This window comes from Ruegeria sp. G2, assembly GCF_056533505.1.
Genome location: NZ_JBQFON010000014.1, coordinates 1 through 20,865, shown reverse-complemented (window position 1 = coordinate 20,865; position 20,865 = coordinate 1). Strand labels below are relative to the sequence as shown.

Annotated in this window: 21 protein-coding genes; 11 read left to right on the top strand and 10 right to left on the bottom strand. The window is 54.5% G+C overall.

From position 1 onward, the window contains the following. Positions 1 to 13: 13 nt before the first annotated feature. From dnaA to recF, 3 genes are all read left to right on the top strand, one after another. A complete protein-coding gene (gene dnaA, locus ACR0DU_RS19810) occupies positions 14 to 1,390 on the top strand; it encodes a chromosomal replication initiator protein DnaA (protein WP_010442546.1) in 1,377 nt (458 codons plus the stop codon). 222 nt (positions 1,391 to 1,612) lie between these two features. Continuing rightward, entirely contained in the window at positions 1,613 to 2,734 is a 1,122-nt protein-coding gene (gene dnaN / locus ACR0DU_RS19805; RefSeq protein ID WP_170473666.1) for a DNA polymerase III subunit beta, read from the top strand. Between the two features lie 39 nt (positions 2,735 to 2,773). Further along, a complete protein-coding gene (recF, locus tag ACR0DU_RS19800) occupies positions 2,774 to 3,871 on the top strand; it encodes a DNA replication/repair protein RecF (protein WP_480876939.1) in 1,098 nt (365 codons plus the stop codon). Here the strand turns inward: recF and ACR0DU_RS19795 are convergent. Next, on the bottom strand, positions 3,868 to 4,434 hold the full coding sequence (locus ACR0DU_RS19795) for a carboxymuconolactone decarboxylase family protein (protein ID WP_480457597.1): 567 nt from the start codon (positions 4,432 to 4,434) through the stop codon (positions 3,868 to 3,870). The genes recF and ACR0DU_RS19795 overlap by 4 nt on opposite strands. A gap of 98 nt (positions 4,435 to 4,532) precedes the next feature. Between ACR0DU_RS19795 and ACR0DU_RS19790 the strand changes: the two genes are divergently transcribed. Together ACR0DU_RS19790 and gyrB are read left to right on the top strand one after the other, a co-directional pair. Then, positions 4,533 to 5,105 (top strand): TetR/AcrR family transcriptional regulator, encoded by a 573-nt coding sequence (locus ACR0DU_RS19790; RefSeq protein ID WP_480876936.1) that lies wholly within the window; start codon positions 4,533 to 4,535, stop codon positions 5,103 to 5,105. A gap of 102 nt (positions 5,106 to 5,207) precedes the next feature. Beyond that, entirely contained in the window at positions 5,208 to 7,625 is a 2,418-nt protein-coding gene (gene gyrB, locus ACR0DU_RS19785; protein WP_480876933.1) for a DNA topoisomerase (ATP-hydrolyzing) subunit B, read from the top strand. Between the two features lie 238 nt (positions 7,626 to 7,863). On the opposite strand, the gene ACR0DU_RS19780 is transcribed toward gyrB, so the two are convergent. The 4 genes from ACR0DU_RS19780 to ACR0DU_RS19765 form a co-directional block, all read right to left on the bottom strand. Then, positions 7,864 to 8,133, bottom strand: coding sequence for a hypothetical protein (locus ACR0DU_RS19780; RefSeq protein WP_480876931.1), 270 nt, complete (start codon positions 8,131 to 8,133; stop codon positions 7,864 to 7,866). A 147-nt stretch (positions 8,134 to 8,280) separates the two neighbouring features. Further along, positions 8,281 to 9,192, bottom strand: a complete 912-nt coding sequence (locus tag ACR0DU_RS19775) for a PhzF family phenazine biosynthesis protein (protein WP_480876928.1) — start codon at positions 9,190 to 9,192, stop codon at positions 8,281 to 8,283. Positions 9,193 to 9,246: 54 nt separating this feature from the next. Continuing rightward, positions 9,247 to 10,227 (bottom strand): alpha/beta fold hydrolase, encoded by a 981-nt coding sequence (locus ACR0DU_RS19770; protein ID WP_480876925.1) that lies wholly within the window; start codon positions 10,225 to 10,227, stop codon positions 9,247 to 9,249. A gap of 60 nt (positions 10,228 to 10,287) precedes the next feature. Further along, entirely contained in the window at positions 10,288 to 10,914 is a 627-nt protein-coding gene (locus ACR0DU_RS19765; protein ID WP_480876922.1) for a pyridoxamine 5'-phosphate oxidase family protein, read from the bottom strand. A gap of 118 nt (positions 10,915 to 11,032) precedes the next feature. Between ACR0DU_RS19765 and ACR0DU_RS19760 the strand changes: the two genes are divergently transcribed. Beyond that, the gene (locus ACR0DU_RS19760) at positions 11,033 to 11,962 is read left to right on the top strand and encodes a LysR family transcriptional regulator (RefSeq protein WP_480876919.1); all 930 of its coding nucleotides are present in this window, start codon (positions 11,033 to 11,035) and stop codon (positions 11,960 to 11,962) included. A gap of 19 nt (positions 11,963 to 11,981) precedes the next feature. Here the strand turns inward: ACR0DU_RS19760 and ACR0DU_RS19755 are convergent, their stop codons facing one another. From ACR0DU_RS19755 to ACR0DU_RS19740, 4 genes are all read right to left on the bottom strand, one after another. Continuing rightward, entirely contained in the window at positions 11,982 to 12,551 is a 570-nt protein-coding gene (locus tag ACR0DU_RS19755; RefSeq protein ID WP_480876916.1) for a carboxymuconolactone decarboxylase family protein, read from the bottom strand. Between the two features lie 137 nt (positions 12,552 to 12,688). Then, positions 12,689 to 13,174, bottom strand: coding sequence for a YHS domain-containing (seleno)protein (locus ACR0DU_RS19750; protein ID WP_113789121.1), 486 nt, complete (start codon positions 13,172 to 13,174; stop codon positions 12,689 to 12,691). Positions 13,175 to 13,222: 48 nt separating this feature from the next. Further along, positions 13,223 to 14,089 carry a cysteine hydrolase family protein gene (locus ACR0DU_RS19745; RefSeq protein WP_058282012.1) on the bottom strand — a complete coding sequence of 289 codons (867 nt, stop codon included), beginning with the start codon at positions 14,087 to 14,089 and terminating at the stop codon, positions 13,223 to 13,225. 161 nt (positions 14,090 to 14,250) lie between these two features. Beyond that, complete coding sequence (locus tag ACR0DU_RS19740) at positions 14,251 to 15,261, bottom strand: AraC family transcriptional regulator (RefSeq protein WP_170485340.1); 1,011 nt, start codon at positions 15,259 to 15,261, stop codon at positions 14,251 to 14,253. 194 nt (positions 15,262 to 15,455) lie between these two features. On the opposite strand from ACR0DU_RS19740, the gene ACR0DU_RS19735 reads away from it, so the two are divergent. Next, positions 15,456 to 16,328, top strand: coding sequence for a bile acid:sodium symporter family protein (locus tag ACR0DU_RS19735; protein ID WP_480876911.1), 873 nt, complete (start codon positions 15,456 to 15,458; stop codon positions 16,326 to 16,328). Between the two features lie 519 nt (positions 16,329 to 16,847). Here the strand turns inward: ACR0DU_RS19735 and ACR0DU_RS19730 are convergent. Next, positions 16,848 to 17,429, bottom strand: a complete 582-nt coding sequence (locus ACR0DU_RS19730) for a TetR-like C-terminal domain-containing protein (RefSeq protein WP_480876908.1) — start codon at positions 17,427 to 17,429, stop codon at positions 16,848 to 16,850. Between the two features lie 124 nt (positions 17,430 to 17,553). On the opposite strand from ACR0DU_RS19730, the gene ACR0DU_RS19725 reads away from it, so the two are divergent. The 4 genes from ACR0DU_RS19725 to ACR0DU_RS19710 form a co-directional block, all read left to right on the top strand. After that, positions 17,554 to 18,144, top strand: a complete 591-nt coding sequence (locus ACR0DU_RS19725; protein WP_010443186.1) for a YceI family protein — start codon at positions 17,554 to 17,556, stop codon at positions 18,142 to 18,144. Positions 18,145 to 18,209: 65 nt separating this feature from the next. Next, on the top strand, positions 18,210 to 18,749 hold the full coding sequence (locus ACR0DU_RS19720) for a luciferase domain-containing protein (protein WP_480876905.1): 540 nt from the start codon (positions 18,210 to 18,212) through the stop codon (positions 18,747 to 18,749). Between the two features lie 478 nt (positions 18,750 to 19,227). Then, complete coding sequence (locus tag ACR0DU_RS19715) at positions 19,228 to 20,592, top strand: alpha/beta fold hydrolase (RefSeq protein WP_480876902.1); 1,365 nt, start codon at positions 19,228 to 19,230, stop codon at positions 20,590 to 20,592. Between the two features lie 49 nt (positions 20,593 to 20,641). Then, the coding region (locus ACR0DU_RS19710) for a hypothetical protein (RefSeq protein WP_480876899.1) at positions 20,642 to 20,865 on the top strand (224 nt) is incomplete at its 3' end.

The following is a 20,865-nucleotide window of genomic DNA, read 5'->3' as shown; positions in this document are numbered from 1 at the left end:
CGTGAGGCGCCGAATGACACAAGAGAAATGGGGACAGTTGCGGAACAAGTTGATGAAGGCTGTTGGTAAGAACAACTTCACGACCTGGATCGAACCTTTAGAGTTTCAGGGATTGCAAGATGGCGTCGCGGTATTTTCTGTGCCGACCAACTTCATGGGAAACTACGTAAGTCAAAATTTTGCTGACCTCATTCTTTATGAACTAAACACGGCGGGCGAGCCTGTTCAGCGCCTTGCATTCCGCACCGCTGCTAATTCTCCGACCCGTCCGGCGCAGGCTGAGACCCCAAAACCCCAAGCCGTTCCGCAGCCCGTTGTTGTTGAGGCCTCGCATGATGCGCTTGAGGCGTTACAGGCGGCACCGCTGGATGCGCGCTTTACCTTTGACAGTTTTGTTGTTGGTAAGCCGAATGAGCTGGCTCACGCCGCCGCGCGCCGCGTTTCCGAAGGCGGGCCCGTAACATTCAATCCGCTGGTGCTCTACGGGGGTGTCGGCCTTGGTAAGACGCACCTGATGCACGCCATTGCTTGGGAGCTGAAAACCAAGCATCCCGAACTAAACGTTCTGTACCTGTCGGCAGAACAGTTCATGTACCGTTTTGTGCAGGCCCTGCGTGAGCGCCGGATGATGGATTTCAAGCATCTGTTCCGCTCGGTTGACGTGCTTATGGTTGATGACGTGCAGTTCATCGCGGGTAAGGATTCGACGCAGGAAGAATTCTTTCATACCTTCAACGCGCTAGTGGACCAGAACAAGCAGATCATCATTTCGGCCGATCGCGCGCCGGGTGAGATCAAGGATCTTGAAGACCGGGTAAAGTCGCGCCTGCAATGCGGCCTTGTCGTCGATCTTCATCCCACAGACTACGAATTGCGTCTGGGAATCCTGCAGAACAAAGTGCAGCAATACAGCAGCACTTATCCCGATCTGACCATTGCTGATGGTGTATTGGAATTCCTTGCACACCGCATCTCGACCAATGTGCGCGTGTTGGAAGGGGCGCTGACCCGCCTGTTCGCGTTTGCCTCGCTGGTTGGGCGTGAGATCGATATGGAGTTGACGCAGGATTGTCTGGCCGATGTGCTACGCGCATCCGAGCGCAAGATCACTGTCGAAGAGATTCAGCGCAAAGTCTCGGACTATTACAACATTCGCCTCAGCGACATCATTGGCCCCAAGCGTCTCCGGTCTTATGCTCGCCCGCGTCAGGTGGCGATGTATCTGTGTAAGCAACTGACAAGCCGGTCTTTGCCGGAAATCGGCCGTCGTTTCGGTGGGCGCGACCACACCACAGTCATGCACGGCGTCAAGCGCATCGAAGAGTTGAAGCTGACCGATGGCCAGATCGCCGAAGACGTCGAGATGCTGCGCCGGGCTTTGGAAGCCTAATCTGCGACCGTACTGGAAATGCCCCGCGCCCGTCTGGCCGGGGTATTTTCATGTGCGCAATAATCCACGATTGCGCGCGAACTGGCGGTGGGATGGCCGGTTGGCCTTGACGGTTTGATCATTCCAACCCAGAAATTCACAAAAAATCCTTGTGCCTCAGGGCGGAACCGGTAACTTGCCAGTCCCGCCCATGTACGCACTCAAGTCAGAGGAACTGAGGGTATGAAGATCAGCATCGAACGCGGCACCCTTCTCAAGGCCGTTTCGCAGGCCCAATCTGTTGTTGAACGTCGCAACACCATTCCGATCCTGGCCAATGTGCTGATCGAAGCCGAAGGGGATCAGGCTCTGTTCCGTGCGACCGATCTGGATATCGAGGTTGTCGACAAGGCCCCTGCGCAGGTTGAGAAAGCGGGCGCGACAACTGTCGCCGCCACAACGCTGCATGAGATTGTGCGCAAGCTGCCCGATGGGGCGCTGGTGACACTGACTGCCGACAGTGCGGCGGGGCGACTGACGGTTGAAGCAGGCCGTTCGAACTTCTCACTGGCGACGCTGCCGAAAGAGGATTTTCCGGTTATGGCGTCCTCGGAATACCAATCGAACTTTACGGCGTCGGCTGCGCTGCTGCGGCGGTTGTTCGACAAATCGAAGTTCGCCATTTCTACCGAAGAGACCCGTTATTATCTGAACGGTGTCTACATGCATGTCGCTGATGGTTCTGAGGGCGGCAAGGTGCTGCGCTGCGTGGCGACCGATGGCCACCGTCTGGCGCGCATTGATGCGGATTTGCCGGACGGTGCGACGGATATGCCGGGTGTAATTGTTCCCCGAAAGACCGTGGGTGAACTGCGCAAGCTGTTGGATGATGATGAGATGGACATCGCCGTCTCGGTCAGCGAAACCAAGGTGCGGTTTGCAACGCCAGACATCACGCTCACCTCGAAAGTGATTGATGGGACTTTCCCTGACTACACTCGCGTCATCCCTCAGGGAAATACGCGCAAGCTAGAGGTTGACGCTGCCGAATTCGCGCAGGCCGTGGATCGTGTGGCGACCGTTTCGTCCGAACGGTCACGAGCTGTAAAACTGCAACTGGATGCGGACAAGCTGGTTCTGTCAGTGAATGCACCCGACAGTGGTGCGGCTGAGGAAGAGTTGGCTGTCGCCTATGGGGATGAGCGTCTCGAAATTGGTTTTAACGCGAAATACCTGCTCGAGATCGCTTCTCAAGTGGACCGCGAGAACGCTGTCTTCATGTTCAATTCCGCTGGTGATCCGACGCTGATGCGCGAGGGCAACGACCAAAGCGCTGTTTACGTCGTAATGCCGATGCGCGTCTGATTGCCCCGACCGGGTGATCTCTAACGAAAGGGAGGGGTCATGGGATTGGCCCTGACCGAACTTACGGTTTCGCATTTTCGGTCTCATAAGCTGGCGCGGTTGTCCTTGGACGGGCGACCCGTGGCGATCCACGGGCCGAACGGGGCCGGCAAGACCAACATTCTGGAAGCAGTCTCGTTATTTTCACCCGGGCGCGGGATGCGACGGGCAAGTGCCGCCGAGATGACGCGGCGGCCCGAGGCATTGGGGTGGAAACTGTCCGGTTTGCTGGAAGCTCAGGGTCAGCGGTATGAGATTGAAACGTGGTCCGAAGGTGGCGCAGCACGTCAGGTTCGGATTGATGACAAGGCGGCCAGTCAGATTGATCTGGGCAAGTTGGCGCGCGTTGTTTGGCTGATCCCCTCGATGGATCGCTTGTGGATTGAGGGTGCCGAGGGTCGGCGGCGGTTTTTGGACCGGATTGCGCTGAGTTTTGATCCGTCTCATGCCGAAGCCTCACTGTTCTATGAAAAGGCGATGCGCGAACGGAACCGATTGCTGAAAGAGCAGGTTCGAGACGCCCATTGGTATGCGGCGCTGGAAGGACAGATGGCAGAGACGGGGCACCGTATCCACGCGGCACGAAGGGCGGCTCTGGAGCATTTGCGCGCGGCTCAGGATCAAGCGGAAACGGCGTTTCCTTCGGCAGAGTTGGAACTTGTCCAGACCGAAGGAGCGATGCCTGAAACTACGGAAGATTTGCGCGAAGCGTTGAATGAAAGCCGGTTTCGGGATTTGGCAGCGGGCCGTACGTTGGTTGGGCCGCATCGTTCAGATCTTTATGGAGTGTTTGCGGCCAAGGGTGTGCCCGCCAAAGACTGTTCCACCGGAGAGCAAAAAGCGCTGTTGGTTTCGCTGATCCTGTCGAACGCGCGGGCGTTGGCGGGCATGGTCGGGGCGCCACCGATTGTGCTGTTGGATGAGGTCGCTGCTCATCTGGACGCGGACCGTCGCGCCGCGCTTTACGATGAGATTTGTGCGCTGGGCGCTCAGGCCTGGATGACGGGCACCGGGCCTGAGCTATTTGCGGAATTGGGCGACCGGGCCCAAACATTGGTTGTAACCGAGGGCGACGAAGGCTCGGTTGTAACTGCTTAGGCAGGCTCGCTGACTTTACGCTCCCACAGGAAGCCGCGCATAACCTGGTCGACCGGTGTTTTTGCCATGTGATTCACGTAGTTCGACATGGTTTTCTGCGCCAGTCCCAGAACCACGTCCAAAACCGCGCGGTGGGAATAACCTGCGTCGAAGAACGCCTGCAGTTGTTCTTCGGTCGGGTTGCCACGGGTTTCCATCACCTGCAGGGTGAAAGTGCGCAGTGCCTCAAGCTTTTCCGAGGGAAGCGGAGTTTCGTTGCGCAGTGCCTCTGTGATCTCGTCCGAGACTTTCATCATCTTAGCGATTCCAGTGTGGGCGGGCACGCAGTAATGGCATTCGTTTTCTACGTTAATTGTCTGCCAGACAACGGTCTTTTCGTCATTGTCGAAGTCGGTCTGCAGGAAAAGGCCGTGCAGAACCTGATAGCCTTCCAGGTGCTGTGGGCTTTCGGCCATTACTTTGTGCAGACCGGGCAGGCGCCCGAATGCAGCCTGAGATTTCTCAAGCAGCGGCTTGGATCCTTCTGGGGCAGATTCGTGGTCGTGGGACGGGAAATTGGCCATGTCAAACTCCTGTTTCTGGCGAGATGGGTCGTATTTAGGGTTTCTTGAGCGATCGCTCAAGTATATATTTGAGCGAACGTTCAAGTATTGGTGAGACCATGCCTCGCAAGCCCTCATACGACCGAGACGCACTAATCGCGCAGGCTCGTGATATTTTTTGGCGCCACGGCTGGGCAGGAACGTCGCTGAAAGACCTTGAGCGCGAGCTGAAGCTGAAACCGGGCAGCTTCTACGCGGCGTTCGGGTCGAAAGATACGCTCTACGCCCTGGCGTTAGAGCGGTATGCGCAGGATGGGGTTGCCAGCATGAGGACCTTGGCCGAGGAACTGGGGCCGCTCGGCGCGCTCAAGGCGCAGCCACGTCGCGTAATCGAGGCATCAGAGCTGCCGACCAAAGCCTGCATGTTGGCGAAAACTTTTGCCGAGTTGCAGGCCAAGGATCACGATCTGGCCGCTCAGGCACGTACTCATATGGTTTCGATGAAGACTTGTTTTGCAGACCTGTTTCGCCGCGCGCAGGATGCCGGAGAAATCGCCCCTGATCACGACCCGGACCGCCTTGCCTCGCGCTATCAATCTGACCTTTTAGGGCTGCGATTATCGGCCGAACGCGACGATGTGAACGCAACAGAGATCGCCGAAGATATTGCAGCGGACCTCGATCGGCTTTGATCTGCAAATAAAGCGGATCAGAACCACAAAATGTTGGGGGATCGCGTGACATTCCCCACCAGAAAACGTATAAGTTACCAAAATAATATAGGTACTAACGGCATGTCCGAAGACGCACAGGCACCCCAGGAATACGGCGCAGATTCCATCAAAGTTCTCAAAGGCTTAGAGGCGGTTCGCAAGCGCCCAGGCATGTATATCGGGGACACGGATGATGGCTCGGGTCTGCACCACATGGTATACGAGGTCGTGGACAACGGAATTGACGAGGCGTTGGCCGGTCATGCCGACCATGTGACCGTGAAAATCCACGCCGATTCCAGCGTTTCGGTCAGCGACAACGGTCGCGGTATTCCGGTCGATATTCACCCCGAAGAAGGCGTTTCGGCTGCCGAGGTCATCATGACCCAGCTGCACGCAGGCGGTAAGTTCGACAGCAACTCGTACAAAGTGTCGGGTGGTCTGCACGGTGTGGGTGTATCGGTGGTGAACGCACTGTCAGATTGGCTGGAGTTGCGCATCTGGCGTGCTGGTAAGGAGCATGTGGCGCGGTTTGAAGGTGGTGAGACTGCAGAACATTTGAAAGTTGTGGACGAGTGCGGCGATCGCACTGGAACCGAGGTGCGCTTTCTGGCCTCGACCAATACGTTTTCGAATCTCGAGTATTCATTCGAGACGCTGGAAAAACGTCTTCGCGAGCTGGCCTTCCTGAATTCGGGCGTGCGGATCATCCTGATCGACGAGCGCCCGGCAGAGCGGTTGGAAACCGAGCTGTTCTATGAAGGCGGTGTCAAAGAGTTCGTCAAGTACCTTGACCGGTCGAAAACTCCGGCCATGCCCGAGCCGATTTACATCAAGGGTGAGCGCGACGATATTGGCGTCGAAATCGCGATGTGGTGGAATGACAGCTATCACGAGACGGTTCTGCCGTTCACCAACAACATCCCGCAGCGCGATGGCGGCACCCATGTGGCGGGCTTCCGGGGCGCGCTAACTCGGACGATCAACAACTATGCCCAGTCGAGCGGCATCGCGAAGAAGGAAAAGGTCAGCTTTACCGGCGATGATGCGCGTGAAGGCCTGACCTGTGTGCTGTCGGTGAAAGTACCTGACCCCAAATTCTCATCCCAGACCAAAGATAAGCTGGTGTCGTCCGAAGTGCGCCCAGCGGTCGAGGGTCTGATGAACGAAAAGCTGTCCGAGTGGTTCGAAGAAAACCCGAACGAGGCAAAGGGCATCGTCGGCAAGATCATCGAGGCTGCCCTGGCCCGAGAAGCCGCCCGTAAGGCGCGCGAACTGACCCGCCGCAAGACGGCGATGGATGTGAATTATCTGGCCGGAAAGTTGAAAGACTGTTCCGAGAAAGACCCATCCAAGACCGAAGTTTTTCTGGTCGAAGGGGACTCGGCGGGCGGCTCCGCCCAAACGGGCCGAGATCGACTGACTCAAGCCGTTCTTCCTTTGCGGGGGAAAATCCTGAACGTCGAACGCGCTCGGTTTGACCGGATGCTGTCGTCGCAGGAAATCGGGAACCTTGTAATGGCGTTGGGTACTGGCATTGGCCGTGATGAATTCAACATCGAAAAACTGCGCTACCACAAGATCGTCATCATGACCGATGCGGATGTGGATGGCGCGCACATCCGGACCCTGCTGCTGACCTTCTTCTATCGGCAGATGCCGGAATTGATCGAGGGGGGGTATCTCTACATCGCGCAACCGCCACTCTATAAAGTTTCTCGAGGTAAATCTGAGGTTTACCTGAAGGACCAGGCTGCGCTTGATGAATATCTGGTAAATCAAGGTGTCGAAGGTGCGGTTCTCAAACTTGGTTCCGGTGAAGAATTAGTTGGCCAGGATCTGACCCGCGTCGTCGATGAAGCGCGTCAACTGAAACGTGTGCTGGATGCGTTCCCAACCCATTACCCGCGTCATATCCTTGAGCAAGCCGCCGTCGCCGGTGCATTTGTGCCAGGTGCTGTGGATGCTGACCTGCAAGGTGTGGCTGACAAGGTTGCGGCCCGTTTGGATCTGATCGCACTGGAGTATGAACGCGGCTGGCAAGGCAGGATCACACAAGATCACGGCATCCGCCTGGCTCGTATCCTGCGCGGCGTGGAAGAGGTTCGCACCCTGGACGGCCCCATGCTCCGCTCGGGCGAAGCGCGCAAAACCGGCAGCTTCACCCAAAGCCTGCAAGAGGTTTATAACACTCCAGCGACCCTGATCCGCCGCGATCGGTCCCAAGTCATCCACGGCCCGCTGGATTTGCTGCGCGCGATTCTGGAAGAAGGCGAAAAGGGCCTGTCGCTGCAACGCTACAAGGGTCTGGGTGAGATGAATCCGGACCAATTGTGGGAAACCACACTCGATCCAGATGCCCGGACACTATTACAGGTTCGAGTTGACGATATGGTGGAGGCCGATGACCTGTTCACCAAGCTTATGGGCGACGTTGTGGAACCACGTCGAGAATTCATTCAGAAGAATGCGCTAAGCGTCGAGAATCTGGATTTCTGATCTAGTTGTAGGTGCGCCCATAGCTTTGCATTTCGCCTAAAGATTTGCATCTTTGGCCCAAAACTTTGGGCGCAATTGACACCCACTGAATTTGGCATCCAAAGATAATTGTGCACAGTGCAAATTTTAGTTAGATCCATGCCATGATCGTGGCTCCCGTGAAGCTTTAAGTCTGCCGCTTCCAACCCAATGCAGCCACTTGTTCTTCAACCGACATCAGATTCGGCCGCTAACCAACTTACCAAAGTTTCAGAAGAACGTCTCTGACCACGGCTAGCGTGATATCTAGCGTCGGAATTGCTAATAGTAAAATTCCGGCGACACCCAGACTTAGTGACACGAAGCGCGCAAAACGGAATTTATGCATCTCGCGGGTCCACCATTCTCGCGAAAGGTAGCTGATGTAGTCGCCATGCTTGTTGAACATGAATGTTCGCACATCAGGCCGGTAGCCTGAAACCAGCGGCTTCTTGTTCCTCAACTTGTCGTGCACTTGAGCCGAGAACACAAAGTGCTTCTCCGTGCCGTAAGGTCAGCGATGCGCAGGAATCCGGACTTTGCAAAATTCAGCGGACGGCCCAATTCGGACGTGGCCCGATGGGCGTCGTTGCTGCGGTGCAGCCCGCCAAGCCCGCCATTCGCCGCGAGCGCAACGCTAGAAACTAATTCGACGCGAGCACATGACCTTGCCGAAACCACCTGCCAAGAGGCCAGAGATTGTTCCATTGTCGATTTCCAGATCGACTTTTATCAGGCTCGGACTCGCCGGGTTCATAAACACCCCTTGTTCGATTTGAAATGATCGTTGAGATGATACGACAAAGTCGTGCAATACACATGCTAAGGGCCCCGCAGCCATCCCCGTCGCGGCTTCTTCCTCAATCGCGTATCGGGGCGCAAACATGCGGGTTGTAGCGTCTCGGTCGGTCGCCGATGGGTCTCTTGTGAAGACGTAGTAGCCGATCAAATCCAGTCGTTCGCTGATTTGCGTGATTTTGGCAAAATCTGGTTTCACATTGGCAAGACCATCGGCATCAGCGAGGCCGATGACAATGAAACTGTTACCGGTATTGACTAAAACCGGTGGTATTTCTTGATCAAGATGATGTCTGTTGATCCCAAGGGAGTTCAGTACATCGTCGATGCTTACACCTTTTTCCACCCATTCCTCTGGTATCGCGTATTTTGGGGCCAGCTGTTCCATATAGGCGGCACCCTCTTTCATTAGTATGCGCCTTGGCCCATCAACTGTCTCCTTCGAGGTGTTGGGATTGGGAATCCGGCCCAGCGCGTCAAGGTGAGAGAAGGCGGCAATTGTTGCATGACCGCAATGAGCGATGCGCCTGTTCGGTGTGAAGAAATCCAGTTTGAAGCCCTCTGTCTTGGACTGCGACACAAAGGCCGTTTCGGACAATCCAACCCTTGCCGCGACGGTTTGCATATCCTGTTCGCCCAATTCATCAGCATCCAGGACGACGCCTGCGGGATTTCCACCGGCGCCACCGTCGACAAAGCCGTGTACGATTTCAACCGTTACCTGTCTGACAGTATTTGCTTGCGTATTCATTGGTTTTCTCCATGCGTCGGCCGCACCTTTGAGCATGGTGCGGCCAGTTTTACGTCAGTTGCTGGCGGCGGTGATGCGGTTCAGAAAGTCGGTCATTTGCGCCGCAATCTCGGGCCCATATTCTTCCAGCGCGAAGTGACCCGTATCGAGCAGATGAAAATCGAGATCATTCAGATCGCGTTGATAGGGATAGGCGCCTTCGACCGGAAAAATGTGATCATTCTTACCCCACATCAGCAGTGCCGGGGGTCGATGCTCGCGAAACAGCGCTTGCCATTTTGGGTACTCGGCAACGTTGGTGCCGTAATCCAGGAAGAGTTCGAGTTGCACCTCCTGATTGCCTTCGCGGTCGAGCAGGTATTGGACATGCCAATAATTGTCGGGACTGACCAGTTCCGGGTTTTTAACACCGTGGGTGAACTGCCATTTGGTTGCATCCAGAGTGAGGAATCCACGAAGCTGGTCGCCGTTCTCTTGCGATGGCTCGGCCCAATAGGCTTTGATTGGATTCCAGAACTCGCGCAGCCCTTCCTCGTAAGCATTCCCGTTTTGAATGATAAAGCCGGTTACCCGCTCGGGCTGTTCCGCAAACATACGGAAACCAACCGGGGCACCGTAATCCATCAGATAGACCGCATATTGATCGACACCCTTCCGGTCGAGCAGAGACGTCATAATTTCGGCAATGTTCGCAAAGGAATACTCGAAATTCTCGGCTTTTGGCATGTCCGACGCTCCAAATCCGGGAAAATCGGGTGCGATCACGTGGTAGTGCTTGGCCAGTTCAGGGATAAGGTTGCGGAACATATGTGATGAGGTCGGAAAGCCGTGAAGCAGCAGGACAGTAGGTCTGTTTGAATCTCCGGCTTCACGATAGGCGATAGCTATGTCGCCGATTTCTTCCGTGCGGAAGCTGACGGCTTGCGCAGCTTCAACTCCAGTCTCTGCGGCGATTGCAGGCGCCGGAGCAAATGGCACAGCAATGGAAAGTGCGAGAATGCTGGCGTTCAGGACGGATTTCAGATTGCGCGACATGGATGTTTCCTTTCTTCAGGTTACGGCGTGCGCGCTTGAACGCGCGGGGCTTGATATCGGTCAGCTTTGCTGATCCAGTGCCTCTTCGAGCTTTGCGTTTTGAGCTTTCAGTGCTTCCAGCTCAGTGCGAAGCGGGACGAGTTGATCTTCAAATTCTTCAAGGGTCAGGCGTTGGGGGATGTGCTGCGGGCAGTTCCAGTCCATTGCCTCAAGCTTGATCACAATCGCCCGCTCAGGATGAGCGCGATAGCCCGGCTCACTCAGGCGTTGCATCAGCGCCGGATCGGCATCGGCATCAATGAGTTTCGCCCGACCCCAGATCTTGAGGCGTCGCTGATTGGGATAATCCATCAGGATCAGCGAGATTCGGTCATTGTCCAGCAGATTCCCGGTGCTGAGATATTGCCGGTTGCCGCGGAAATCGGCGTAGGCAAGTGTCCGTTCATCCAACACTTTTAGAAAACCCGCAGGTCCACCGCGAAATTGTACATAGGGCCAGCCGGTTTCCGAGACTGTTGCCTGATAGAAGCCGTCTCTTTGCTCGATGAACCTGGCCTCGACCGGGCTGATAGAGTCCTCCTGACGCGTGCCGTCCAGAAACTTCGCGTAGCCGTTAGCTGACCCGTTTTTGGCCTGCGTTTTGCGAACGGAGGGCTTGAAGCTGATCTCTGCAAAGGGTCGTGCCATTGAATTCTCCATCTCGGCCTGGGCGATGCCCTGGGACTGAGGTGAAGTTAATTGGAGCTTTCAAGTTGCGGAATTTGGATACTTGGCAATATATTATTCGAAAATATGGAATAGTGTCTTGGACAGATTTCACGCGTTAAAAGTCTTTGTGAAGGTCGCCGAACTAAAAGGTTTCGCTGCCGCGGCCCGCGACCTCAACATGTCACCACCGACAGTGACCCGAATGGTTTCTATGCTTGAGGACAGACTCGGGCTACGTCTTTTTGTACGCACAACGCGCTCAGTGATGCTGACTGATAGCGGGCAAAGGTTTTTTGAGGATGCCAGACGTATTCTGGCTGACCTTGAAGAGGCCGAGCGCGCCGCTGTCGGTTCCTATGCCGAACCGACTGGGGAAATTAGTGTTACTGCATCAGTCCTGTTTGGCCGTATGTTCGTCACTCCAATTTTGGGCGATTTTCTGGATTTGTATCCAAAGCTCTCGGCGCGCACGCTCTATGTGGACCGCGTGGTCAATCTGATTGATGAGGGTCTCGACGTCGGGATCAGAATTGGCAACCTCGCTGATTCCAGTTTGATGGCTGTCAGGTGTGGTACGGTGAGGCAGGTCGTTTTTGCTTCCCGTAAATATCTTGACCGATATGGCGAACCAGATACGCCCGACGATTTATCCTGCCATGCAATCATTAATTCAACTGCCTTGAATGCATCGGCCCAATGGCATTTTCAACGGGGCAGAAAGACTATCACCAAACGCATGAGCCCACGCATCAGCATGAACACAAATGACGCTGTGATCGAGTTGGCCTTGCAAGGTCATGGTGTCGGGCGGCTTCTGTCCTATCAAGTCGCACCCTACATTGCAGATGGGCGGCTCAAGACTGTTCTAAAGTCGTATGAACCACCCGAAGTCCCCATCCATCTTGTGCATCAAGAGGGACGAACCGTGTCTGCGAAGGTGCGCACTTTTGTTGACTTTGCTGTCGGACGTCTCAAATCAGATCCCCTTCTTGTCGGGAACCAAACACAGATCCAAAAGCAAGATTAACAAATGGGCGGGCGTCGCGCTATTCAGCCACCGCCGCGACCGGGGCGATCCATGCATTTGGGACAAAGGCATCATCCAAAGCTGTGTCCGCCACATGGTTCGTATAGTTCGACAGGGTTTTCAACGCTGTGCCAAGGATGACTTCCAGCATAGATTGGCGTGTGTAACCAGCCGTCAGAAACGCCTCGACCTGCGCGTCGCTGGGCCAGCCCCGGCTTTCGTTGATCACGATGGCGAATTTGCGCAGTGCTTCCAATTTGGGGTCGGCGATAGGGCTGCCATCGCGTAACGCTGCGATCACGTCTTCGGGGACACCGGCCATCTGTGAAAGAGTGGTATGGGCGGCCATGCAGTACTTGCACCCGTTCAACCGGTTGTTGGTCATAAGGATGATCTGGCGCTCAGTCTCTGACAGGCCGGTCTTTCCAAAGATGTTGGAAAGTGTCGTATAGCCTTCCAAAATTGCGGGCGCTTCGGCCATGGCCGCATAAAGGTTGGGCACAAAACCATATCCTTTCAGCGATGCTTCCAGAATTGGTTTCGCGGCATCAGGGGCTGAGGCGATTGTATAGGTCTCAAAATCAGTCATGTCTGGTTTCCTTTGGGAAGAGTTTTCGACGCACGCGAATTGTCATTGCGGACAGGGCGTCTTGGAGAAATGCCGGCCTTTTGGGGAGGGGAGAGGCAGCGGTGGCTCCGACCGGCAAAAGCCACCAAATTCCTCGATCAAAGGCTGCCGACAGGCGTGTGGTGGATGTCTGCCCACTTGGCATGGGCGCCTTGGATCACGGTCTCTTTGTCCTCAAGGTACTTCTTGAAGATGTCCTCATTCACAAAGAGATAGAGCTTGTTGTCCACGATATCGGCATACCGAACATCGCCATCAAGCTTCTTGCCTACATAGACGCCAAAGGCGCAGAACCCGCCGAATTGAGGCAGATGTGCCGTCGGATCCGCCTCGAATGTGGCTTGCGCTGCCTGCGACGCAAAATAGTAGTCCACTCCATCATGGGCCGATGTAAAAGTGGCGTTGCCCATTTCGGGTTTTTCGGCTTCAAACATCGATACAGGATCGACGCCATGCATGCCGAGGGGCTGCCCAGTCAAGGTAAGACTGTTCGAAACGTTGTATTCATCGTCAGCCAATGCCGCCGCCGCCAGGGCGAGAGTCAACGCTGTTGTAAGTGCGGGAAATGTGAAGATGCGTGTCATGATATGTCCTTTCAGGATGTCAGGATCAAATTTGAAGATCGATTTGCGTCAGGCCGATTGGCCAATGCGCTCAACCGCGTCGTCGGTCCACCAGACGCCGTTGGCGACCATTCGGAAGTTGATGATGGCGGCGAGATACCCGTCACCTTCAGGCACCTTGGCCCCGGCTGTGGCATCGCGAACGACAGCGACTTCGTAGCCCAGCTCCAGCAGCTCGTAGAGATGCGCCTGCGTACACAGGTTCGCCGACATCCCCGCGAGGATCACCTTGTCGATCTTGCGTTTACGCAATTGCAGGTTCAGGTCATTCTGAGCAGGGCTGTAAACCTTGTGTGGCGAGCAAATGATGGTTTCGCCATCCTCGATGTACTTCTTGTATTGCGGCATCCAGTCGGCACCTGAGCCCTCGAAGTTGTCCAAATTGAGCGGTCCCAGGCGGTCAAACATGCCGATGCTGTGCATCGTGGCTTCCAGAGTGCCCTCGAACTCCCACTTGTGGTCATGTGGGTAGTAATAGTGGGGCGAGATGAAGACCGGCATCCCCGCAGCCTTGGCGGCAATGAAAAGCCGTTCGATATTGTCGACCGTGCCCTGTTCGGTCACGCTTTCGCCAACGACACCCCACGTCACACCGTCCTCTGACAAAAAATCAATCTGGGGGTCGGTCACCACAAGCGCAGTACGCCCCGGCTCGATGGTCATGTCGATTTGGGGAAGGCCTGGATTTTCCGGGTCAGCATAGTAGGCGCGTGCTTCGTCGGTCGCGGCAAGGGCCTGCCCGCCAGCCACTATTGTTGTACCTGCCGCGGCCGCACCGGCGGCTTGTTGCAAGAGTCGCCGGCGCGCCATATCAACGCGTTCGGGCGTGACGTCGCAAGCGCAGCTTGCTCCATGTTTGTGGTCATGATTGCTCATTGCAAATTTCCTTTGTCTGAGAGGGGCAAATTGGTTTGCTTTACTCGGGAGCGCCCCAGGTGGATCTGACAAAGAAGAAGTTAGGCGCCACATCGTTTGAGGTATCGGCCCGCCCTGCCAAGGTTTTGGCCGAACCTGCCATGTGGTCTTGAGGTGTGTGCCTAGTCGGAGGTCGCCTGCTGCCGGAATCGTGCCGGAGCCTGGCCAACCCAGCGCTTGAAGGCGCGGCTGAACGTGCTCTGTTCCGAAAACCCGGTCATAAATGCGATCTCGGCTATGGAAGCCTTACCGTCACGGAGCAGGTCACGAGCGAGTGCAACTTGTGCCTGACCAAGAACGTCGCGATAGGTCAGCCCTTCTTCGGCCAACCTGCGGTAAAGAGTGCGCTCGCTCATTCCCATCTCTTGGGCGACATGCGCTGCCTGCGGTGCGCCGTTACTCAGGGCCGGTGTAAGCCGGTGGACAATTGCTTGGCTCAGTGAGGTGTCGTCATCGCGAGAGTTGAACTCCTCATCCAGGTGCTTCGTCATGAAATCTGACAAGCCCGGATCGCCAAGACGATTTTCGCTTTCCAGCATAGCAGGGCGCATAGCAATGGCGTTGTGGGCGCTCCCAAATCGAACCGGGCACCCGAAATATTCGGCGTAATGTTCTGGCTCTTGTCTGCATGCATGCTGAAACGTGACATATGCGAGCGACAACCCATCACCCACAAACCGATGCATGTTCCTCGCAAAGGCCGCAAGCGCGCATTCGTTGCGCAGCTCCAAGGCGGCGCGATGTGGTGTTTGTCCTTCAAAAATCCAAAGAACCGGGTCGCCGGTTTCATCAAGTCTGTACACTGCGGTGTCCGTGACGAGACGAAAATAGCGCTCGATCCGTTGCAATGATTGCCGCAAGGTCGGAGCTGTCTTAACGGCCAGGCCAAGTACGCCGAGATCATCGGTCGCAATCGCGTTTGCATAGGCCTCAACTAACGCGGCCTCGTCCGCTTGTTGCGCACGAATCCAATCTATCAAATCGAAATACGCATCATCCGCCAATTGGCCGTGTTGAGCTTCTGGTAGACGCAGCACGACAGCGCCATTCGAAATCAGGGCGCCATCGTCGTTCAGCGTCATCCCGGCGGCGTTGGCCATCGCGCGGGCGAATGCGTAAGTTACACTTGCCATACAGTGAGATTAGCACTGGAAAGCTCTTTCACGCCAGATCGTCCAACCCCGTGATAGGTATAATAAATAGAGACAGCCTCGATCTTCGGGCGCTTGAGGATAAATGCGCCAAACTGATAACACTCGTCATCAGGTTTTCTGAACGGTATCGTCCGAAAGCGTGCGGAAGCATGCAGCCATAGAGGTCATGGTAGATGGGCGAAATTTTCATATCTGTGCTGCTGCCGCTCGCAGTTGTTGTCATCATGTTCTGCCTTGGCCTCGGACTCACAGCGGCTGACTTTCAACGCATCGGACGACGTCCACGGGCCTTTTGCGTCGGCGCTCTCAACCAGATCATTTTGCTGCCTTGCATCGCTTTGATGGTGACTTTTATCTTTGGGATTTCCGCTGAGGCAGCCGTTGGCGTCATGATTTTAGCGGCCTGTCCGGGCGGGGCGATCAGTAACATCGTGACCAAGCTTTCGAATTGGGATGTCGCTTTGTCCGTTACTCTTACAGCAGTCTTCAGTCTGACTTGTGTTGTTACCGTACCGCTCATCCTGGGGTTTTCGATGCAGATGTTCATGGGGGCAACTGCGCCCGCTATCGACATTTCTTCGACGGCTTTAGCAATGTTTTTTTTAACAGCTTCACCGATCCTAGCCGGGGTGATCGCGCGATCCTTGGCGCCGCGAATTGTAGCTGCGGTCGAACCAATCTTTAGCAAGGTCTCTATGCTACTTTTTGCGATGGTCATCGGAGGCGCTATCATTTCAAACTGGGTGGTGGTCGCGGATAACTACCTTAGGCTTGGACCCGCACTTTTTGTTGTAGGTGCGTCACTCACGTTTATTGGCATCATGAGTTCAGGGATGCTCGGATGCACAGACATCGAGGCGAAGACGATTTCAATTGAGACCGGCGTTCAAAACGGAGCTTTGGGAATCGCAATTGCCACTTTGCTGTTGCCTAACACCAATGGGTTAAGCGAATATGCCATCCCATCCGCAATTTATAGCGTGGTCTGGATCGTAACAATGTTGCCTGTCTTCGCTTTCCTTGCGCGAAGAAGCCCAATTTCATGATCCTGACGCCTATTTGCTAGCTCTGATTATGCGCTGAGCCAAGCCCCTTTGTTTCCATGCCAGAGTGCCATCTAGTCAAAGAGCGATCAAGGAGCTCCCAAGCCTTCTGTGGAACGGCCGCTTTGGCGATTTTCCTGTTGAAGGGAAAAGCTGTTGCTGCCAGTGCGGTGGATCCTGCGTCAGCGAAGGTGTAGACTCCAAGGTCAGTTTTGTCCGCAAGTCGGAATTGCAAAGTCTTGGATTAAGTGTCCGGATTGGGCTGGACCTGCCAAACATGCAAGCCGCGGAGAATGGCCGCATCGAGCCCACTTTGGCCGATGCCGCGCGTTGCCCGAATTACAGAAATGCGCAGAACGCGGACTTTGCAAAATTCGAAGAACGATCATTGCGAGTCTTTGCCGAGACCTTTTGGAGCAACCGCTATTGGGAACTAGCTGGATATGCTTTTGATCTAATTTGCTGTTCTGCCGAAATCTCGCGGCTGTTGCAGGTCGCTTTGATTGCAAAGTCAGGCGATGGTCACTGTCCCGAATTGGTTTTCGCGATACTGCAAAGCAGATCAACATGTCGATCCAACCAATCCTCGTCCAGTGCTTCGTGACGTATGAGCTTGCGGAAGTAAGGTGCCGCGACTGCTAGTTCTATAAGCTGTTCAACCGGAACGTCGGCGGTGATCTCGCCGCGGTCTATTGCGGCTGCAAATACTGCTTCAACACTTGCGAACCTGTCTTTCATGAATTCAGTGATCACCAACCGCGCTTCTTCGTCGGTGGACGCAGCAGCGACCACCTGAGGCGCGATTTGGCCCCATGGTGTGTCATTCAAGGCTCCCATCAGTACGCCGAGTAACCAGCGCAGGTCAGATCGCAGCGGGCCATCGGTTTTGGGCGGTATGTTCGGCGGTGTTGCGATGCGCCTGAATGCTGCATCACGCAGACTGCGCGCATCTGGCCAGTGCCTGTAAAGTGTGCTCCGCGAAATACCCGTTGCCTTTGAAACCGCGCCATGAGTTACGTGCAGTACGCCGTCATCCCTCAGTATCCTTTGCGCCGCATCAAGCGCGGCCTGCCGTGTGGCGATCAGCCTGGGATCTTCTTTCAATCGCCCCTCCTGTAGAACACTTTGTTGCGCTATAGAACATTTCGTCCTATAAGTATGATCAGCTAAAAACTAAAGCTCAATACTCAATTCCGCAAACAAGTCTTGTCAAAATGGGAGCGTATCAATGTTCAAAGTGGCAGCAACCCCGCTGGCGGTACTCTTATCGATGGGCGCGACAACCGCATTGTCCGAGAGTGGCACCTACGAGCTGGATCCTGGACACAGCCAGGTATTGTTCAGCTACGACCACATCGGGTTCTCTGAAACATTTGGAATGTTCTCAGGTTTTAGCGGCGAGATAGAGTTCAACGAAGATGATCCGTCTGCGTCGTCTGTCACAGTGTCTATGCCTGTAAAATCCATGATCACGGGCTGGGATGCCCGTTTGCAACACTTCATGTCCGATGACTTTTTCAGCGCGAGCGACGGTGACGTGGTCACATTCGCCTCAACCAGCATTGAAGTGACCGGGGACAATTCCGCGGATATTTCTGGCAACCTGACCATGAATGGCGTCACCAAGCCTGTTGTTCTGGAAACAACGCTTAACAAGTCAGCGCCATACCCGTTTGGCCCAAAAGAGGGCACGCCGACCTTGGGGCTGGCTGCCACGGCGACTATCGTGCGGTCTGAATTCGGACTTGGGGCCTTTGCACCTGCGGTGAGCGACGAGATAGAGCTCTTGATCAATATCGAAGCGTTAAAAGCTGAATGATGCGTGCAGGGGCACCGATACGGCGCTGAGCACTCAATCTTTGATTTTGGCGGATGGTCAACACGATGAATGTACACCTGAGAACATTGGCGGTTGCTGTGACGGTAGTGACATTGATGTGCTCGATGGCGTCCGCACAAGAGCGCTCCTTGCCGGAGCGCACCTCACCCCGTCCTGAAACGACAAGCGGCGTACCGCATACTCAGATTGGTGTCGAGATTGATGCCGAATTGGCCCAGCTATTGCTGGATCGAGTTGCGCAATTCCCAGGAGTCACACTTGGCCCAACACGCATATCATTACCTGGCGCGATTGGCTTTCAGCTTGATCCCGATATGTTGTTGTCCCAACCGAACTCGATCGTCGGTGGGTTTGAGTTTGCGCACATGCATCCTGATGGCAGCTTGCACGCCTCGCTCGACCCAGAAATGGCGCGAAGGGCAATTGAGGCTGGCTGGGCCGTAGCTCACCCTTGGGCCAAGCAACGTCCTGGGTGGAGCGGCTTTGTCATGATCTATACTCCAAACACACCCGAAGAGCTGGATGTCGTCATCGATCTGGTTGAAAGCTCGTACACCTTCATCACCAGAAACACCTTGGACTAAGCTCGAATTGCGCGAAAGTGTGCGGGGACGCCTGTTTTCTGTCAGAGAGCAGTTTCAGCCACCTTGTTTCTCGCAGTCATTTTTTTCTTAAATTGTCGCCGTGGCGAATGCTCGATACCTTCAAGCCATTCACACTAATGGTAGCTGCCGTCCGCTTGTTAGATTTTGCAAAGCTCGGGGTCGAAGTTCCGCTTCGGGCTGCCATCGGTCACAGATGAGAAGAACTACGGACTGATACCATTAGATTGGATATTTCGAAGTGAACCTTCGTTAGCGACGTGAAATGCGTTAGTCATTCACCTTAATTCTAGGTTTCGCCAGCCAATAAGACGTTTTGCTCGGCTGTGTGTTTCAGCGCAAGTTTGGGAACTTGCAGGCTTAGCAAAATGCCCAGGCACAAGTTTTGGTCACAAAAATCTATTCGTCTGTTAATTTTGGTTCAGAGGAATTGGTTTAGCTAAAAGGATCACATCGACTGATGAAGCGGAAAATTGCTGCGATCCTATGCCTCGATGTCGTCGATTATACCAAGCGCATGTCAGAGGATGCTGAGACCACGCTGAACACTCTACAACGCATTTTGGACGATGTGATCAGACCGTTGGTCCATGAAAACAAAGGACGAATATTCAAGCTGATGGGAGATGGTGCTTTGGTTGAGTTTGTTGCAGCCACAGACGCAATTAATGCTGCCAGCCAGATTTTCAATCAGATGAGAGATGAAGACGTAACACTTCGAGGAGGTCTCCACGTTGGCGACGTAATGCCAAATGGCACAGACTTGTTCGGAGAGGCCGTGAATGTTGCGTCGCGCCTTCAGTCCAGCGCGCATATTGGAAGTTGTCTCGTCAGCAAGACAGCTGCTGAAGTTGCGGGAACTTCGCTGGCGGTTGCTTTGCGACCAGAAAGCTCGATACGGTTGAAGGGAATTCCAAATCCAGTTGAAGCCTACTCTATTGATTTAGATGGTGACAAAAGACGCGCAAAGAACAAGCTGCTGGCTAGCTCTCAAGACGTCCGCTTTGCAAAATCAAAAGACGGTACAACGCTTGCCTGGACATCCACTGGAAGTGGTAGAAAGTTACTGATCACACCAAACTGGCTTAGGCATCTGGAATACGATTGGACGATGAACACCATCGCCGGGTGGTTGCCGCTGCTTTCTGAAAATCGCTGCCTTTATCGGTTTGATGGTAGAAACAATGGCTTGTCCCAGAGGGGCGTGCAGGATGTGTCTTTGAATCGGATCGTCGAAGATGTTGAGGCCGTACTGGACGCAGCCGGGATCGAAAAAGTTCCATTGTTTGGCATTTCTTTTGGGGCAACCATTGCCGCGGCTTTTGCCGCAAATAATCCTGACCGTGTTTCGGGGTTGGTTCTACTCGGTGGATTTGCACAAGGACTCGCGGTGCGTTCACAGCCCGGAATTGCCGCGCTTGGGCAAGCAATGATGGATATGAGTCTTGAAGGCTGGAACGATGAATACCCTTCTGCAAGAGACTTGATGGCGCAATCATTTGCTCCAACCGCAAGTCCGCATGACCAGCGCACTTATGCAGAATTTATGAAAGTGGCAATTGACCATCAGGATTGGCTCAAGATTGGACCACTGGTCGCAGGGGTCGACGTAACCGATCTACTTCTGCGGATCACCTGTCCGGCTCTGGTTATGCACGCTAATCAAGACAGGATGCACAGTGTTGAACAAGGTAGGATTTTCGCCTCCGGCATCCAGAAGGCGCGCTTTATTGGCCTTGAGACAGCAAACAATACGATGCCAGAGTATGATCCTGCCTGGCCTAAAGCCCTAGTGGAAATAGAGCGTTTTTTGAATTCAATTTGAGCAGTGTACGTTGTTCATCGCCAAAACTTTATTGTTCGAAGGTAAGAGGATGCCGTGCGCCCTTCGATTTTCCATACTGGAATTTGAAAACTCTAAGCTTCTCGTCATCGACCGCTTTATCCTGATCTCGGAAACTGCAAAGTCTTGTTACGAATGTCCGGTTTGGGCTGCGACCGGTCACAGATACACGTCGCAGATATCTGAGCGAACTGCCGTGTCGCAAAGCGACGTGACCTATTCTTTGACCCATGGTAGTGGCCCTGTGAAAGGGCA

What these genes read in the sequence shown, in the direction of transcription:
- dnaA (WP_010442546.1), top strand. Translation starts at nt 14, where the DNA reads ATGACACAAGAGAAATGGGGACAGTTGCGGAACAAGTTGATGAAGGCT.
- dnaN (WP_170473666.1), top strand. Translation starts at nt 1,613, where the DNA reads ATGAAGATCAGCATCGAACGCGGCACCCTTCTCAAGGCCGTTTCGCAG.
- recF (WP_480876939.1), top strand. Translation starts at nt 2,774, where the DNA reads ATGGGATTGGCCCTGACCGAACTTACGGTTTCGCATTTTCGGTCTCAT.
- ACR0DU_RS19795 (WP_480457597.1), bottom strand. Translation starts at nt 4,434, where the DNA reads ATGGCCAATTTCCCGTCCCACGACCACGAATCTGCCCCAGAAGGATCC.
- ACR0DU_RS19790 (WP_480876936.1), top strand. Translation starts at nt 4,533, where the DNA reads ATGCCTCGCAAGCCCTCATACGACCGAGACGCACTAATCGCGCAGGCT.
- gyrB (WP_480876933.1), top strand. Translation starts at nt 5,208, where the DNA reads ATGTCCGAAGACGCACAGGCACCCCAGGAATACGGCGCAGATTCCATC.
- ACR0DU_RS19775 (WP_480876928.1), bottom strand. Translation starts at nt 9,192, where the DNA reads ATGAATACGCAAGCAAATACTGTCAGACAGGTAACGGTTGAAATCGTA.
- ACR0DU_RS19770 (WP_480876925.1), bottom strand. Translation starts at nt 10,227, where the DNA reads ATGTCGCGCAATCTGAAATCCGTCCTGAACGCCAGCATTCTCGCACTT.
- ACR0DU_RS19765 (WP_480876922.1), bottom strand. Translation starts at nt 10,914, where the DNA reads ATGGCACGACCCTTTGCAGAGATCAGCTTCAAGCCCTCCGTTCGCAAA.
- ACR0DU_RS19755 (WP_480876916.1), bottom strand. Translation starts at nt 12,551, where the DNA reads ATGACTGATTTTGAGACCTATACAATCGCCTCAGCCCCTGATGCCGCG.
- ACR0DU_RS19750 (WP_113789121.1), bottom strand. Translation starts at nt 13,174, where the DNA reads ATGACACGCATCTTCACATTTCCCGCACTTACAACAGCGTTGACTCTC.
- ACR0DU_RS19745 (WP_058282012.1), bottom strand. Translation starts at nt 14,089, where the DNA reads ATGAGCAATCATGACCACAAACATGGAGCAAGCTGCGCTTGCGACGTC.
- ACR0DU_RS19740 (WP_170485340.1), bottom strand. Translation starts at nt 15,261, where the DNA reads ATGGCAAGTGTAACTTACGCATTCGCCCGCGCGATGGCCAACGCCGCC.
- ACR0DU_RS19735 (WP_480876911.1), top strand. Translation starts at nt 15,456, where the DNA reads ATGGGCGAAATTTTCATATCTGTGCTGCTGCCGCTCGCAGTTGTTGTC.
- ACR0DU_RS19725 (WP_010443186.1), top strand. Translation starts at nt 17,554, where the DNA reads ATGTTCAAAGTGGCAGCAACCCCGCTGGCGGTACTCTTATCGATGGGC.
- ACR0DU_RS19720 (WP_480876905.1), top strand. Translation starts at nt 18,210, where the DNA reads ATGAATGTACACCTGAGAACATTGGCGGTTGCTGTGACGGTAGTGACA.
- ACR0DU_RS19715 (WP_480876902.1), top strand. Translation starts at nt 19,228, where the DNA reads ATGAAGCGGAAAATTGCTGCGATCCTATGCCTCGATGTCGTCGATTAT.